Annotated in this window: 2 protein-coding genes; both read right to left on the bottom strand. The window is 50.5% G+C overall.

The window, feature by feature from the left end:
* Nucleotides 1-214: 214 nt before the first annotated feature.
* Complete coding sequence (locus tag ACJJIS_RS06790) at nt 215-5,407, bottom strand: OmpA family protein (RefSeq protein ID WP_475709788.1); 5,193 nt, start codon at nt 5,405-5,407, stop codon at nt 215-217.
* On the bottom strand, nt 5,407-18,456 hold the full coding sequence (locus ACJJIS_RS06785) for an isopeptide-forming domain-containing fimbrial protein (protein ID WP_475709787.1): 13,050 nt from the start codon (nt 18,454-18,456) through the stop codon (nt 5,407-5,409). The genes ACJJIS_RS06790 and ACJJIS_RS06785 overlap by 1 nt, the downstream gene beginning before the upstream one ends.
* Nucleotides 18,457-18,671: the final 215 nt, after the last annotated feature.

The raw sequence follows: 18,671 nt of genomic DNA, 5'->3' as shown, positions 1-18,671 counted from the left end.
TGCATCTGGCGACGATTGAAGTGGATTTGGAGGCTTACTGACTGAGTCCGTCTAGTGACGGCTAATAACGCCATTTACTCTTTACTTAAAAATTGGAGTTAAATAGTGGGATTAAACAACCTGATTCTTTTCCGTTTTAATAACTTCACATTATTGTTTGAAGCTCAAACGAAAGGGATAAGAATTAAGGCCCAGCTTGCACCGGGCCCTAAAATCACAGCTTACCAATAATATTAATAAACACCCCATGACTGTCATAGTCCAGCTGGGTGAGGTCATCAGAGAAGTCGGTAAAGTTGTAGCCCACCCCCAACTTAAGGTGGTCGCCAACATGGCGATACAAGCCGATTAAGGCGCCGCTCTTGCTATCCTGGGCATCGGGTAAATCGAGCAGACGCGCTTCCAAGAGGAGGTCCCAGCGCTTGATAAAATGCCAATCGGCACGCAGTACATAGAGGCTCGCACGGCTATCGAAAAATTCCGGGTCTTCCGTATCCATGCTCAACTGGCCCAGACGATAGGCGTACTTGCCACCCAAAGTCCACTGTCGATTGAGATCGTAACTGGCATCTATCGAAAAGATATGACTCTTCTGGATAAATTCAGTGGAGGTATTTTCAACCGTAACCTGATCCTGAGTCGGCACATTATAGAAATAGGTGTACTTCATCAGGGTGTTCAGGCGGTCATTGTTTACCGGGCGGTAGGCATAACCCATTACCGCTTCGGTGAATTTACCATCGTAGAATTCACCTTCCGAACTTTTGCTGTCTGAATAGTTGAGTTTGCCAACCAAGCGCCAGTCCGGAGTGAACTGGTAGTTGAAGGTATTTTTTAATAGCCAGGTATCGCGCTCAGTTTCCGATACAGTATTTTCGCCCGATACCGTTTCCGATATATCCGTACGGTATTCCAGCGCGGATGCGATACGTATAGCATCCAAGCCATAGCCCACATTAAAGCCCATGGCATTGCGCTCAGTCTTAGCTCCTGTATCCGGGTCTTCGAGTGTGCCCGCCTCCAGGGTAGTGCCATAGGTCCAACGGTCATTGGGGGCCAGATCCATACCCAGGGCGTGGGTCAGGCCAGTGGAAACATCACCGTGACTATAGCGCTCCTCACCGTAAATATTTAGCGTATCAGAATAGCGACTGCGGAAGCCGGTACTCATATTGCCCTTGCGTGCACGCACACCGGTATCGCTGCGCTCATTATCCAGCGCATAATTCATATAGAGGCTGGTTCTGTCAGTCACCAGAAAGTCCGTACCGAGTCGGGCAGCTGTGCCAGTATCACCACCGGAAACTTCACTGTCCATTGTCAAACGGTCACTTACCCGATAAGCGCCACCGAGGCCGATGCGATTGTTCTCTTCGCGGGTACCGGTCACTTCCATCGTATTCTGAACAAAACCAAAGGCGCTCCAACTCTCACCGGAATCATAGCTCGCCTCGACAGCAACATCTGTGCGATCCCCTTCTGTCTGGGTAGCGGCGACAACTTCGGATTCATCTTCACGGCTATCATTGCGAACTGCGGAGGTGAGTCGCCAGTGATCATTAATGCGGTAGCCGAGCATCAAGTCCATGGCATTGGTTTGTAACCCCTGCTCCTCCTCTTTGGTATCGGCTTTGATTCTTACATCAAAACTTTCGCCGATCGGCAGGTTAACGCCACCGCCATATTGGATGGTATCGCCATCCACAAATTGGCCTGGACCGGAAAAACCAGCTTCACGCTCTTGATGGTAGAAATTACCAGAGCCACGCAAACTCTCGAAGAATTCTCCCAGCTGTAAAACGCCTTCCACTTTAGTTGCACTGGCAGCAACCGTGGAATCCAGGCTTTCGTCATCAAAGGTATAGCCGCCATCGAGTGAACTGACGCTATCGAGATTACTGCCCTCGCTGTCGGCCACTTCAATTTTTACCCAACTACTGGCGCTTTTACGCAAAGTCAGGTCAATACCCTGCAAGGAACTTTCATTTTCATCTTCATCTTGCTGAATACTGCTGAAGCCCAATTTGACGTGATCGCCCAACCAGTAGTGGGCACGCCCACCAACAGCCAGGGTGTCCATTTCTTCAAAACCTGGTGTGTATTCGTAGCGTGCTACCAGGTATTGGGGATTGCCGTTGTAAGCGCCATCTTCAATGAGCAGTTCATCATTTGCCAGGGAAGATAAGGGGCTGTTAAGCAGGATACGCCCTTGGATATAGTCGATGTCGTAATCAACTACTGCGGTGAGAGTCTTAACTGCGAGCACCAGCCCGGAATCTTTATCCCGAACTTCTACTCGTAAACTTTCCGAACCGCTGGAAATGTCCTGGTGGCGGAGGTAATACAGGGAACCGCCGGTTCCACGATACTCATCGCGCCCGGCAATGGTTCCCGGCTCTGCTCCAAAGGCATCTATTTGAAAGCGCTTCTCACCAAAGCTAGTCATCGCATCGGTTTCAAAGTGACCGCTACCGCCGTAGAGCGTTCGGTCAATTTGAGCGAGCTCATTATCGGCGTAGTTGGCTTTGAAATTACCCCAGAGACCGTAGTCATCGTACTTGGACAATTTCACATAAAACTTGCCTGACGTGGGGGCGTCTTCAACTACGGTGGAGTCATCGCCAAACGTCGGGTAATACAAATCACTATCCAGGCGGCGGAACAAGGCATCGGGAGACTTTTCCATAAAGTTGGAAAACAGATCCTCTACCGGGCCCTCTTCGGTATCGGCACTGGCCGACAGGCGCCAGCCTTCCCCGAAACCGCCGTTGGTGTAAAACGCCAGACGGCCATCGTAGCTTACTGAGTTGTCATAGTGAGTTTCATCACCGGTAACCAGGGCCGCTGGACCATTGGTTTTATCGTAACCCACAGTAAGGTCGGCAATACCTACAGCAAACCAGTCGTTTTTGGCAAAATCCAAATCCCGCAGGAAAAGTTCACCATTACCCTCATCATCGAGTATCGCCACTTCAACCGTATGCATGCCCGGCTCAAAAATTTGCTCGGCGATAAACTGGCCTTGACTATCGACCGGTACTGGATTGCCCGCTAACCATACGGTGTGCCCGGACGGCACCTGAGTGCCATTGACCAATACACTGTTACCATCCAGAGGGATGTTCCGCTGTGCTAAGCGGTTCTCGCCGTAGCCTACTAATAATTCCCTACCGATATCTTCATTTTCTGCAGACTCTTCAATTTGATCTACCAACCACAGGGTCTGTTCCGTAGTCTCGTCATAGCGGCCCTTGTTGTCATAGGCACGCAGTACGTAGTGTAATTTTTTTAGAGGCGCCTGGAATTCAGAAAATTCTGCATGCCATTCCCCTTTGCCAAAGTGATCCAGCGGTACAATTGCCAGAGGTGTATCGCGCAGAGACTGTCCCTCTTCGAACAATCGCACTTCGGTACTTTTAATAAAAGAGGGATAGTTGGTATAGCTACTGAAAAATACCCGGTTCTCTGCCAGATCGGTATCCGGGTTATCTGCGTAACGGATGGTGTTGGGCCACGCTGTCACATTCAGGCGCGGTTGCATTTTTTTATTGTCGAAGCGAAATTGAATATTCGCTTCTTGCAAGGCCACATCAGTACAGCGCTGTAAGTCCGCTGAGTTTTTATAGGGGTCGTATTCCGGGCTGCCGTCGACGGTAATACGCATCAAGTTAAGTGCGTAGGGATTATTGGCTATGGCTTCACGATTAATGCGCTCGATTTCCAAGCGATCACTTTCAGTGAGAATTGCCAATTCATCGTACAGGATTTCGACCTCAACCCTGGCGCCATCCCGCTGCTCAAAGCCATTGCTCACTACATCGGCAGATTGGACGTAGCCGCGCCCCTCAAACTCCACCTGGGTATCTTCGAGATTCAGTAATTCCTGTACCTGTGCCATAGCGCGCTGAGCGCGGGCACCGGACAGTCCCTGGTCATCGCCGTAAACCATCGCTTCGCGGCGATCCATACGCTGGTTATCGCTGTAGCCAATAAAGCTCAGACGAACATTCGCTTTATTGGAAATTTCAGCCATGGCCGCACGTATTTGTGTCAGCTGTGCCTGACTGATAATCGGATCGCCATTATCAAAACGAATCGGCGACAGTTTTCCACCCGCAGATTCATAGGCAATAGTGAGAGTTTCCGCAGCGGCAGCTTCCGGACACGCCTGAACAGAATCTGTAGCGACTTCCAGTGGGTCGTCATACCAAAATTCCACTTCCACCCGACGGTTGAGGGCTCGCCCTTTCGGCGTATCGTTGGCCGCTAGCGGCTGGCTCGCCCCTTTGCCACTGCTGGTGATCATGGCCGCAGGCAAATTCAATGCAGTACCCAGGGCCTGAGCGACACGGCGAGCTTCGCTATAGGACTGCTCCTGATAAGCACTCTGTTGGGCTTCCGGATTTTCACTCACGTCCAGGGGACGGGCGTCGGTATGACCAATAAAGTGAATAACCAGATTGTTTTTATCCGCAAGGTTAGATCGAACCTCGCGGATACGGCGGATAAAGGCTTCCGGCAATTCTGTTTGTCCGGGCTCCATCCTCAGTGGCGTCACCAGGTTTCTCAGGCGTGCCCGCTGTTCACTGCCTGCAGCGTAAGTAAGTCTACACACCGTTTCCTGGCGACATACTTTCACCCGGTTGAGCAATAATGCCTCCGCACGGGCACGGTCCGCCATGGCTTTTTCATCCAGGGCGTCGTAGGTTACTTTTACCTGTACTCGGCGGTTCTCTTCACGACCTGCGGTAGTAATATTATCCGCTGTGGGTTCTATATCCCCACGCCCTTCAACAACAATCATTTGCTCAGGCAGTTCAAGGGCCTCTTGAAGGAAGTCCGCCACGAACTGGGCCCGCGCCAAAGTAAATTCTTCTTTGCTGGCAAAGTCTGCTACCTGCTCCCCGGTAAGGGGATCGGAATCTGTATGGCCAACAAAGTGCAACTTAAAATTGGGCGTCTCACCCAAGTCATTCAAGCTCTGGCGCAGTAACTCCACGGTCTCCAGAGGAACTTCATCCTCTACGCCATAGAACAGGATTGGGTCGATAAAATCTTCCACCACGATCGGGTCCAGCGGCGCAACAAATTGAGTTGCATCCTGCAACCATTGATTTGTAGGTGCGCGCAGCAGCATACCTTCAGTATTACTGCCTATCGACTGCTCTTCGAGTTCGGATTGAGCTCCACTTTCTTCAGAACTCAGGCTTGGAATATTTTGCCAGACCTGCCACCAACTAGGCTCATCTACTTGCGCACCCACTTCCTGGGACTGCGCCGGAAGTGTCAATGCCAACGCGATCGCAGTAGCGAGACGGCAGTCCCGCCGGGGGAAAAAGCGGGTCGTCTTCGCGGCAGTATTTATCGAGCAAGCTCGCCGGTCACGATTCCGTTTTGCAAAGGACATCACTCCAAACCTCCTTTACCAGGAGGCGCTCCACGGCGCCAGAAAACTTCAGTTTCTATGGTCAAATCGTAGTCACCTTCACGGCTCTCCCAGTCCTGGGCGACCTGATCTTTAATTGCCTGCAGACGCTCGTCCACCAGATCCGGATCTTCATTCTCCCCAAGATAGGCAAGGCGTAAAACAGAGGGAGCTTCACTGAGTTTTTCCAACAATAAATCCATTCGGGAATGCCATTGCGGGCGCAACTCTGTTGTGCCCGGTTCAAATACCGCTTCGGCAATATCCAGGCGCACTACCCGGTGCAAGCTGGCTCCAAAGTTGAACTTCAGCATCTTGCCTCGGGTGGCTCGCAGCACACGCGGGTTTTCAGTGGTGAGACGATACCCGCTTGGCAAGCTGCGATCGTCGAGCTTGAGCACAAAATTGGAACCTCGATCCCCATTCGGCACCACTGCGCAGGTAATATGGAATCGACCGTGGGAGTCCGCAGTAGCATTCAGGCCGGTAGCCGTCACCACTCGAGCACCCGGTAAACCACCCTCTCCTTCATCCTGGTAGCCATTCATATTTTTATCGTCAAACACTTTGCCGATAACATCGGTGCAGTCGAAGGTGGGATCGGGCACCACGCGCACAGTGGCAGAGGCCTCACCTGACGCGGCCTGACCTGAGAGTTGGTTGAACATACGGGCGCGGTTAACATATTTGCCCTCGCCCACACCGGAACCCACGACCAGCAACAGTTTTAATACGCGGGTTTCTTCCGCCTCCACGCGCAGATCCGACCACCTCAATTGCAGGCCTTCGCTTTCAGGCTCAACCGCTTCTCCATCAAGGCGCGCCGAGCCCGCGACATATTTGAAGCCTGCCGGGAAGTAATCTACTAGCTGTAGATCTGTCAGTGGAATTGGCAGCGTATTGCCAAAAGTAATGGTGTAAGGAACCAACTGACTGCGGGTTACATTGAGCATGGCCGCGGTTTTGGTGATGGATAGCGCCCCTTCCAACTCCGGGTCCATGGCGACATGGTTGTTGAACAGCTGGCTTTCCCCTGGAATCTGACCATCATCCAAAGTCATTCGCAGGTAGTAGTCCGTTGCCGCATCCCGCGCCTCGACATCAAGAGAGGGGTGAGAGAACGATTCCTGAACCTCACAATGATTTGCGGTCGCAGGAACCATATCGGCGTTGCTGCCCAGGCAACCGGCCACATCAAAACCGGCAGTTTCGCTGTTGGTCTGAGAAGGAATTACCAGTGATTCACCACCCACATAATCCTCATCCGCGATATCCACCTGAATCAGGTAGTCCGCGTTGGATGGACAGGCTGCATCGCTGAAGTTGATATCAAACTTGTAGTAACCCCCAGACTGGGTTACCTGCCCTTGTTGTTTCTCATCATCAAAACAACGCGCAGGCAATTCCTGACCGGAACTCACCCTCAACATAGTGAGGGTGGCACCCTCAATGGCGGAGCGGGTTACTGAATCGTAAACCACGCCATTGGGTGTTAGAGGCAAATTCAAGTCCTGCGGGTTCGCTCCCGAATCTACATAAATTTCAATAATGGACTGCGGGCCGTTGGTGAAATCAGAAACAGAGTTACCCAATGAAGCTGTACTTTCAGTAGCATCTGGTGCGGTGTAACGCATTTCATAGCTAAGGCCACCATAGCTGTTCGGTACAAGCCCCTGGAACTGGAAGTAACCATTTTCATCAGACTGAACTGTTTCCATCAATTCGTCATTGAAATACAGGTCTACCGCCCAATTAAGCAGCAGGCTCTCATCCGTATCCAAGGCATCATTGAAATTCACATCGTGCCACAGATAACCAGCCAGGTTGGCAATGCCCGGGGTACCGCCAACGTCAATGGCAACACTGGCCTGAGCGCTGGAAGCCGGATCATTCCACTGTACTTCTGCGGTATTTACTACAGTAAAACCATAATCCAGGTTTTCTGACATCTGCGCCTGGAAACGCAGAGTAACCATCTCTCCCGGTTCCAAATCACCGTAAGTTGTGGCGTAGTCTGCAGTGATTAGTGTATCGACAACAGTTATTCCGTCAGTCTGCCCGTTGAGCATGGCCGAATCAGCGATATAAGTAAGAACTCCATCTCCAGCTATAGCCAGGTCATCGGTGATCTCAATATAAGTTGCTGGGACACCGCTGATATTTTCGACGGTTACCAGGTATTCCAATACCGCACCCGCTTCTGCGGCACCGCCACCGACAACCGCAACTTCTTTCACAATGGAGAGCAACTGGGCATCACCCACAACAACGTCAGTTGGCTGTGCACCATTGGCTGGGTTGCCATCTGCGTCGGTCAGGGTAAGTGCCAACTCATCTGCTTCAACACTACCCTGGTTACTGATAACCGTGCCTGTCGGGGTGCCAGCATTCACCATTACCTCAAATGTGACTGTGGCAGTTTGACCCGAGGTAATAATGCCTTCATTGGCTCCTGGTAGCGGCGGTGTCAGGTCATCGGATGAAACCGGTAGGGCAGAATCCAACTGTGAATTACCACCACCGTTATCCGCTACCACTTCACCATTTAAAGTGGTGGTGCCAGCAACATAAGTAGTGTCATTTGGTACCTGGTCGGTAAGCGCTACTTCGAGAGCATCTACACCACCCATATTGGTGATTGCGATGGTATAGCGAAGTACATCACCCGGATCGACAATCCCTGCGGAAATATAGTCTTCGGCAATCTCCACAGTCTTGTGGGCAATTAACAGGGGTACATCGCCAACAATATCGATCGTGGGATCATTGGGAGCATCGGTATTCGGATCATCGGAGGGCACTTCATCAAAAGTACCGCTACCCGCACCTTCACCATTTACAAATGCCTGGTTTGAAATAACGGTGCCATCATTAACGTCATTAATGGTGACGTCAAAGGTGATGACCGCTGCAGGTGCGCCATTGGCCGTTGCGCCGATAAAACCATCGGCTTCACCATCGGTATTAATGCTCATACCTGCAGCCAGAGGAGAGGTGCCGCTGACATCAGACAATGTGGAGCCATTCAGGGTGGTAGAGCCACTGACATAAGTTGTATTAGATGGGATCTGATCCAATATCAGGGCATTGATCGCATTCTCATTACCGGCATTTTCCACGGTAATGGTATATCGCAGGGTATCCCCAACCATCAGCAGATCTGCATCATCAGTCATATCTGCCGACGTTTTTTCTACCACCAGTAATGGCTCTGACTCAATCAGTACTTCTGTGGGATCTTCATCACCTGCCGTATCCGGATCATCAGTGCCGTTGATATTGGGATCATCACTGTCTTGCAGTAATTGCCCGGGAAGCTGAACCTGGGCCTGGTTGAAGACTTGGGTCCCACTATCAATAACTGCTGCCAGGGTAACTTCATAAACAATCTGGATAGAATCTCCCGCGGTACCGCTCGCCGTAAGATCCAGATTACTGACTTCCAGATAGCCACTATTCCAGGTACCGGCAGAAGCATCGATAGCACTGCTGTCACTGCCAGTCGGAGCACTCACCAACTGTAAAGTGCCCGATTCAAACAGTGCCGAATTATTTAATCGACCCAGGTCATCGGTAATCTCGGCTCCGTTCACATCAACACCACTCGTATTGGTCAGAGTCAATGTGTAACGTAAAACTTCCGTGGGGCTGGCGGCAGTGGCCGGGTTTTCTCCACGGCTGATATTTTCCACAGCTTTGTAGAAAGTCACTGTCGGCACAGAGGCGCTAACCGAATAAGCATCCTCATGATCCAGCACACCGGGAGTACCATCGGTGGGCGCCGCACGGGTGTACTGGCGAACTTCAGTGAGGCTGCTATCCCAGCTGTGCCACTGAGTAACACCAGCAATATTCGTCAGCGTATCCCCATCGACGGTGTCGGCATCCAAATAGGCATCGTAACCAATCAGCAGATGGTAATCCGCATCCAGCATTGCCACTGAACCAATGGAGGTGATTGTGAGGGTGCAGCTATCGTTATCGAATACCGCGCTAAAGTCGGAACCTTCTGTCAGGGTGGCCGTGGTGGTGCCGGCGCTGTCAGTAATTTGCGCGGTGAAATTGGCCGGGGCCGTTTCACACATTCCACCGGGGTTATTATCCGGCAAAATATCGGTAACACTAATATCCCAGGCCGGGCCCGTACCGGTATTGTGCAAATCTAAAGTAAAGGTACCGCCTACACCGGACTGGACACTGGTGGGGCCAGTTTTAGTCAGGGTAATAGCCGTGGGCTCTACTACCGTCATGTCCGCCGTAGTATTGCCGCTACCCGCACCCTGCCCTGCAGAGGAATTATCATTATCGTAGTTGTAGCTGTAGCTGGCACTGGCGGCAAAATTCAAACCGTCCAAATTCGGCGGGTCCATATCCAGCAGTCGCAGTGTTACATCAATAACGACTTGCTCGCCGGCGGGCACATCAATTCCGTTAGTGCTATCTGCAATACTGAGACTGGTGGAGCTGCCGTTATTTTCCGGAGTGAAAGATGCACTGCCAGATACTTTACTGGCACTGACAAATTCCAGATCCGCAGCAGACGTAGTCAGATCCATCAGCACAGTGACATCGTGAAGCGCCGTGGTCTGCACCGTTTCCGGGATGGTAATGCGATAGTTAAACGGCTCGCCAATGGAAGCTGTTAATTGGGTAACTTCAATCAACAGTGGCGCGGCATTGGGAGTATTAAATTGGACACTCACCGGAGAAGTCGGGCCATAATCCTCACGTAAATCGTCAGTGACCGCCACGGAATTCAGAGACGGCAAATCGTTATCATCAAGCGAATAATAAACTTCAACATAGGCCGCATTTTGCAGGCTAAGTCCAGCACCTAAATTAGAATCCGCTTCAACGCGATATACCATTTCCATGGACTCACCAGCGTTGATTCCGTAACCCGTACCTGCGGCAAAATCCCAAACGGCTTCGCCATTACTACTATCGAAAGTAGGCGCAACCACTGTTGCTGCGGCACCATTTACCGTGAGGGACTGGACACTGACTCCCCCTTGGCGCAGACCTAAAGGAATCACATCGCGGAATACCGGATCATAGGCTGGTGAAGAACCGTTGTTGGTAATCGTAACGGTATATTCAATGGTATCGCCGGCGGAAAGCGTGCTGCCATCTGCGGGAGTTGAGCTAATAGCTACGGCGAGATCCGGCTGTAACAGGTCCAGTGTTTCGCTATCACTACGGGTTTCAGCTCCTGTGGCAGCATCAAAATCAAACTCTGCAGTATTGGTCAGCGCGGTGTTCGTTGCTGGCCAGGGGTGGGAATCCTCATTGAGAACCCGCACAAGGTAACGCACAACAAATTCATCGTTGCTGGTATCGTTATCACCCGTGTTGACCAGGTCGGGAATACTCCAGGTAACCGTAGTGGCACCAGTAGAAGGATCACCAGACTGCACTGGCTCTGCAATATCGGTGTGGGTAAAGGGCGCCGCAGCCGTAAATGGTGCAGAAGTCTGGCCATTAATTGAAAGTGTGCTTACAAACACCATTCCCTGGGGCAAAGTATCGACAATAAGCCCATTGGAGGCCGTGCCCTCTGGTAGGGAGAGGGTAATCTGGTATTCAACCAAGTCGCCCACTCGCAATTGCTCGTCAGCGCTACCATAGCTGTCATCTGAACGGATTTTGCTAATTGTACTGTCATTGGCAGCATCTAGCTGAGCAGCAATATTTTCCAGCAAGTAATCATTCAGGCCGCCGCTGCCATCAGCACCGTTACGTTCATAAATACTGCTGTTATCTTCATCGAGACTGGTCCATTCCACACTGGCAGTTGCGGACAGCGCAGCTGCTGGCTGTACGCTGTCGAGTACAACTACATCGAACACCAGTTCACTGTTATCACCTGCGGTGATATCCAGATCACTATTGGCCCTATCCCAAACCAGGTTTTGTGCACTAGTAACTCCGTCACCATTCACGGTGGGATCTGCCTGGGAGGCTCCGGCAAAAGTCACGGTGCCCGGTACAAACTCAAGCCCCAGGGATAACAACTCATTAACCGAAAGATCGTAAGCTGCAGAATTTTCCGCATTACCCGCAGCACTGAGATCCAGGGTAAAACGCAGTACATCGCCCGCATCCGGATCGTTACCGGGGTTGGTTTGATTTGCGACAGAGGCAATTGCACTTATTTCTGGCTCGACGATGGTAAGTGTCGCCGCAGTACCAGTGCCTCCGGACTGAGAAGTGCCGCCATCAGTCGCGGCATAAGAATAAGTCACCTCATTTTCAAAGCTGTGGCCAGCCTGGGCTGTGGCATTGTTGGCAACCCGGGCGCGAACTTCAAAAATTGCCACGGTACCGGCTGGGATAATATCGATTGCCATATCGATATTATTGCCAGTGGTATTATCGGTGTAGGTAAGCCCATTAATCTCCTGCAGTTGCACCAACTCCAGGCTAGTGTCCAATACATCGGCAATTGCAATATCGTAAATGGCCGAGGTGGTGCCGCTACCGGGGACCTGTATCTGGTATACAACCTCGTCACCGACAGCGGCAGTAGTCGCTGTTTGCAGTGTTTTTTGTGGAGCAGTCACACTGGTCGCAACAGTGCCCATCGGATAGGGAGTGCCCAAGGTAACTGCAGAGTACTGTTCGCCATTACTAGCTTCCAGCGACCAGAATTCATCGACGGCAAAAGTGTTAACCCAGCTTTCACCGCCACTAATATCTGTATAGAAACCGATCTGGTAACTGATTTCCAAACAGGTGCCCGCTTCAACCGGCACCAGGAAATCGAAGCCCATATCAGCACCGCGCGTTGCCGGCGCGCTATAGGTGTAATCTGCTCCCTGTGTCAGTACAGCACCGTCGAGGCTCACCTGGAGATTGGCAATGGAACTCTCGTCCATTTGCGTCGCTAAATCGTCAGTTAGCGATAGGTTGTAGGCGGGGGCAAGACCCGAGTTACAGGCCTGCAGGGTAAACTGCATAATATCGTTGGCCGGGTCCACATTCATATGGGAGCTGGGCCAGGTAGCATCGGTCTTGGTGAGATTGTCGATCACCGGTTGCAGTACAGTAATATCGGCGATGTCCTGCAAGGTACTGGCGGCACCGGTGTAATTTAGCTGGGCCGTATTGGTCAGGGTTGCGGTAGGCGCGGTGATTCCCGAACCCGCCACTACTTTAGCGGTGTACTCAATAACAAAGTTATTGGTATTACCGAAATTACTGGTGATATCCCCCAGATCCCAGGTCACCGTGCCAGTATCACCGGCAGTGGGAACCGAAATCGCTGAATAGGTAAAGTCATTCAGGCTATCGTCGTAGGGAGCAGTGGTATCCCCATTTACGCTGAGAACAGTGTCAAACTCCAAGCCACTGGGCAGCGTATCATCAATAGTTACTGCAGGTGTTGTTCCCGCCTGTAAATTCAAGGTGAGCTGGTAAGTGACAGTATCGCCAACACGCAGAGTGCCCACAGCAGTTGCGGTATCTGTGTCGGCAATTACTGCTTTTGTAATGCTGGTATTGTCTACCGTATTAATACTGGCTTCTGCAGGACCAACACAGTAATCATCAGGTGCGGAAATACTGGGGCATCCAGCACCGTCGCGCTCATAGGCCAGGTCATTGATGCTGCCATCGTCCAGGGAGGTCCAGTCCAGCATCACACTGTTGCTGATAGGCGAACCAAAAACGCCTGTAACTTGGGTTCGGTAGGTGAGCACCAGAGTTTGACCCAGCGCTAAATCCAGACTGTTATCGCCGTTGTCACGACCCCATACGAGTGGACCTGCTGGAGCTGCCGCTGGTGTGGCGACAAAGCCGGATACCGCGGTACCGCCTATTTCTGCGGTGGGTGTAAAGCTGCTGTCAAAAGTCAACTCTGAAGGCAGCGTATCGACTAAATTCAGCTCATAAGCTGCGGCACTGGAGCCCGCATCATGTTCCACGGTAATAACATATTCCAGCACATCACCACCCACCGGCAGATTGCCGGGATTGGTGGCATTACTCACTGTCTTGCTAATCTCGAGTAACGGCTCTACTACCGTTACACTGGTTGTGCTGTCGTTGATATTTTCTGTGCTGCCACTTTCCCCATTGCTGTAAGTAAGCGCGGCATTATTTTGGCGATTATCACCATCATTAGTGGCGAGATCATTTTCGATGCGGGCAAAATAGGTAATTCGAATCAGCGGAGCAATTGTGCTTCCGGCCGTGTCATTTTCACTGCTGGTATCGACGGTGCCGATATCCCAGGTAGCATTTCCGGAAGTATTATCCCCCGGAAAACTGTTAAAGGCCGATTCAAATGGCGCGCTGCCATTAATAGTTTCAATACCGACAAAATCGTAAGTGATATCGTAGTCAGTATTGTGAGAGAGCACATAACCCTCAGGGCTACCCAGCTGATCAGTGATAACTACATTTTCACTGATACCTTCCGGCAAACTGATTTCCAGTTGGAATTGTTTATGGGCACCAATGGTGGGAACTACCGAGGTGCCCAAATCCGTTTTAGTCAACGCTAATGAAGGTACTTCAGTCTGGGCATTGGCAGTGATTTCATAATCATTGATAGGATCGCCGACATTGGGCAAAACACCAATACGCATGCCGTCAGCGGTACCATCAATGCCAATAGAATTGCCACTGTTAAGTGCAACATCCGAGCCCGGCAGGGACTGCCAGCGGGCTTCAACGGTGTTGTCCAGAATTTCATGGGGCTCAACGCCCTGCTCTACCTGGACTTCAAAAGTGAATGTTTTTGTATTGCCAACCGCAATAGTGTAATCGCTATTACTGCGATTCCAGCTAAAGATGGGAGCATTGGTGCCCACCGTAGTGACATCGACATTATTGGGTGGATCGTTACCGCCCACATTTCCCAGGTAAATAAGATTACTGCCGGTGAGATCGTCGAGCACCTGCAAGTTGTAGGCATCGGCACTGCCAATATTTTCTGCTGTAACCGTGACTGTCAAAATATCGTCAGCATCACTATTGGTAACAGCAAAGGATTTGGTCAGCTGTATTTGTGGCTCGAGTACTGTTATTTCATGGGCATCAAATGGCACCGCCACCGCAGCACCGGACTCATCCACATAGGTAACTTGCGCAGTGGTATAGCTGCCGCCATTACCCAAAACATCGCCGTCATTGGTGTTACTGCTGTTTTCAATACGGGCAATAAACTCTACCGGAAAATCAAACAGGCTACCGGATACGGTGGTGAGTTCCTGATCACCAAAATCCCACTCAACGTAATCTGCAGTACCTGTGCTGGTACAGGTAGCATTAAAAGTACCTCCCGGTACAAAGCCAGCGGCATCGTAAGGGGAGGCACTTAAATCGATGGTCTCCCCTTCGATACAGCGCATACCTGCCGGCAATTCATCACGAATCACAAAATCTCGCAGTTTCGCTGCCGGAATCTGTGCTGTCAGTTCGTAACGTACCTCTTCACCGACAACCGCTGTGTCACTGCTGGTTCCACTGGCCGTGCCGTTGGAGAACTCAAGGGCTTCTTTCGGCTCTGCCTGTACTTCAATAATCCTCATCTGCGCTTCGGCATCATCGGACTGGTAGTGGCGTGCCCGACCGGCTGCAGGAGTGCCATCACCGACACCATCATTGTCCGTGTCACTATCAATTTGCGGGGAAGTCTGATTACCAAAATCGCCTTCCAAGCTGTCATAGCGAGCAAAGAAAGTATTGGTAAATAGCTGTAGTGGTGCCACTGACTGGTGTGGTTTCACACGGTAATACAGGGTTACGGAGTCACCCGGGTTAATTCGCTCAAGGGCAGTGGAATGCTCATAGGAAAAAGTAATAATAGCCGGAGTACCACCATCACTACAGTGGGTAGCTTCTGAATAGTTATTTGCACCGGAGGTAATTCCCACCAAGCCATCATCACCACTGACAGTTTCCGAACTGCCATCAGCATCATTATCCAGGCTATCGGAATCCATTGCCTGCACACACATCTGGCCGGAAGAATCCAGGGTATCAGTTACTACAACATCGTATGCAGGAGCGCGATCAACACCGCTATCCGCAGCCCGGTTGGTCACCGTGAGACGGAAGATATAAGTCTGGTCCCGGTGCCCTTCATTAGTAAAATCAACGAATTTGCTACAGCTTGTTCCTGTGCCGTAGAGATTTTCATTACAGACTTTTTTGTCGACTTCTATCGAGGGTTCAGTAACGGTGACAGATTCCGACCACTCGGTGATATCCGGAAAACCAGGGACCGTGGTTGGAACACCATCAATATTGGTCAGGGTTCCACTGGTATTGTAGTTATCTACGATAATCGTTTCAGTATCAAAAACCGCAGTAAACTGGGCGCGAGCGTAATCGATACTGTCATTTGCGTGTTGATTCGGATCAGTGTTTTCTGTATCCACTGGGTCATTCAACAAGCGGGTTGTCATATCCGCAAGGAACCAGCGATCTTTCGCTGTAATATTGGTAGTAATATCCCACTGTAAATCTGTCTCACTCAGAGAGTTATTCAGACCACCGCCCTCGACAATATCACTGCTCGAAATAACCACACAATTTGCCTGAGAGGTGGGATCAGGAAGGCTCACGTCTGAACAATTTAGCGGTGAATCCGCAATATAACCCTGGCCGTCGGGAAGATCATCGATAACATCAATGTCCTTCACTTCTATCAAAGTAAATCCCGGTGTATCGAATCCAAACCAACCACCGGCTTGAATTTCAAAACTACACTCTTCACCAATCAATACACTGCTATTTGGGAAAGCAGTTTCACTGGTCAGCTCGGTACATTCATCGGAACGGTCCTTGACCAGGTTAAAACCCATTACCCGCGCGCGCATACCATCAAGGGTATAGTTGTTGGCCAGCTGTTGACTTGGTGTTGTTTCGGTAATTACGGCAGGGCTCGGAAAGTACAGAGGTGTACCATCATTCAGAGTGATCTCACCGATCACATCTGCGCGAAAAGTCAGGTCGTCATCGGTGGCCGAGTGATTCTTTTCAACCACAAAAATCACCCGTTCTGTATCACCGGGTCCAATTTCACCACCAAGATCACCACTGTCACAGCGATACACTGTTGAGGAATCTGGCAAGTAATCCGGCTGGTTCCATACAGGGTGCTGAGGTACAGTGCCTACATTCGGATTGCCCAACGCCGTACAGCTGCGGTCGTTAGACAATACCCTCATCGCCTCACCGAAGGTGACATAAACGGAATAATCATCCGCATCGTGGCCACCGTTATTGGTGATATCCACCGTCAATTCTGAAGTGCCACTATCGCGAACAATATAAAGTGGATGAACAGTACTAACATCCAGATCTTCAGGGTCGGGCGTAACCGATTCCGTATCTACCTGAGTAGCAGGGCTGGTTGAAGAACAGAAATCCTCGTAATCAATAGTGAGGACATTGTTTGCAAGGGCGATATTGCTATTTGGATCGGTACCGGTAGTAGAAGACTCCTCCTCTACATCCAGGTCAGCATCCAAGTCATAGAAATCTGGCTCAATCGTAACGATGCGGAAACGAATTTGAATTTCATCTCCATGTCGCATCATGTGCTCTTGGTCTGAGTATACCGAGTGAACTGTACTACTCAGCAAACGGAATTCCGGTTGGTTATTATTAAGTGGATCTGTATCCCATTGATTCCAAGTAGAACCCACACGCCATTCCAGCGTATCGGCTTTGCCGTCATAGTCTGAGCTGTAGTTAGCGCCATGGTTATCAATACCGCGACGCTCTCGGGTAATTTCCGGTGTAAAGGTGGTATCAACCACATACTCATCGGGCAGATCGCTGACAAACTGGATATCTCTTACCGAGCCACCCGTCCGGTTATTTACGGTTATAGTGACGTAACCGGAAGCACCGAGCGGTTGATTCAAGTTGGTACCGGTAATCTCCTGGGTAATAGTGAGATCAGTTGAAACTTCAACACGCATTTCCGAAGTATCAGAGCCCGGAGCCGAGGCTTCCGCAGGGCTTGAAATACCGCCCACACCCGTATCACCATCAATTTCACAACCCCACTGTAAACCTGACACTGTATTGGTGCCATTAGTGCAGGAGGTATTTACTTTACCTACTAAATAAATATCCAGGTTGCCACCAGACGGAACGTCAGTGCGCCCTGAGCCACTGGAAAAGTTACCATCCAGCTCAAAGTTATTAATAGAATTACTTGCGGAAACACAGCTACTGCCACCAGGCGCAACACCATTATTATTGGCAACAGCTTCAGCGGCACTTTCACTCGGACAGGCGTAGTTGATATCCATATTGGGGTTGGACATCAAATCATCAAAACGCGCATCCTGCATATCTGCGTCACCATCATTGGAGATACGAATACGCCAGATCACATCATCTTCAATATTGCCATAGACATTATTGGTGTAGTTTGTTTGCGCCGCATCAATATTACGGCCGCGCTTGTCCATGGAGGGTTCCGGCTCGCGGATCGCCAACTCCATGCTGTGAGTATCTGTAGTGGTGGGGTAACTGCAGTAGTCAAAAGTTGCGGTAGCATTTAGGGTGCGATTATTAACAACCAGCTCTTCCTCTTCTTCATCCTGACTGCGCACGTTGAAGGTGATAGTCAGGGTCGTATTTTCGTCGCGCTCTGCGAGTGCTGACAGGTCATTTTGATCCCAGGTAATTGTGGTACCACTGATAGTGGGCTCACCCAGAACAACCCCGGAACTCACTGAAGTAGAGCCAGTCACATACTCAAGACCGGAGGACCCGAGGTTCTCCCTAATAACGATATCCTGAATAGACTGGGTACCCGATAGGCCACTGAAAATACTGGGTACATCAACTTCGATGGTTACCTGACCATCACCACATAAAACGCACCAACTTTGGCCAGAGCGGTGACTGAGAATATTAAACCCTGCAGGATCATCGGTAATAGAAGGACAGTTGGATTGAGCAAATGCCTGCGGTGCAGTTAGCAGGACCACCGCACAGACCAATAAAAATCCAATAATCACAGACCTGCAGGATTTTTGCTCAACAAATTCCGACTTCATTATCACTTAACGGCCGCCACTTTCTAATACAGATGTTTGGAGATAAATCGGGCATTTACACCAGACACTCCACGGTGGGCGAACTTTAATTACAACCCACTTAGGTAGCCGTGAAACAAGTCATAATTAGCCAGCTGACAAGTGGAACTTTTGTAGGGATTGCCAAGTGGTTCTCAGGCGGGCCCTCAGTGAGGGAAAATTTTTGTCCAGAACGG

The organism is Microbulbifer maximicatervae (SeqCode) (assembly GCF_056231245.1).
Note: the sequence above shows the minus strand (reverse complement) of the source record. Positions and strands in the feature narration are given on the sequence as shown.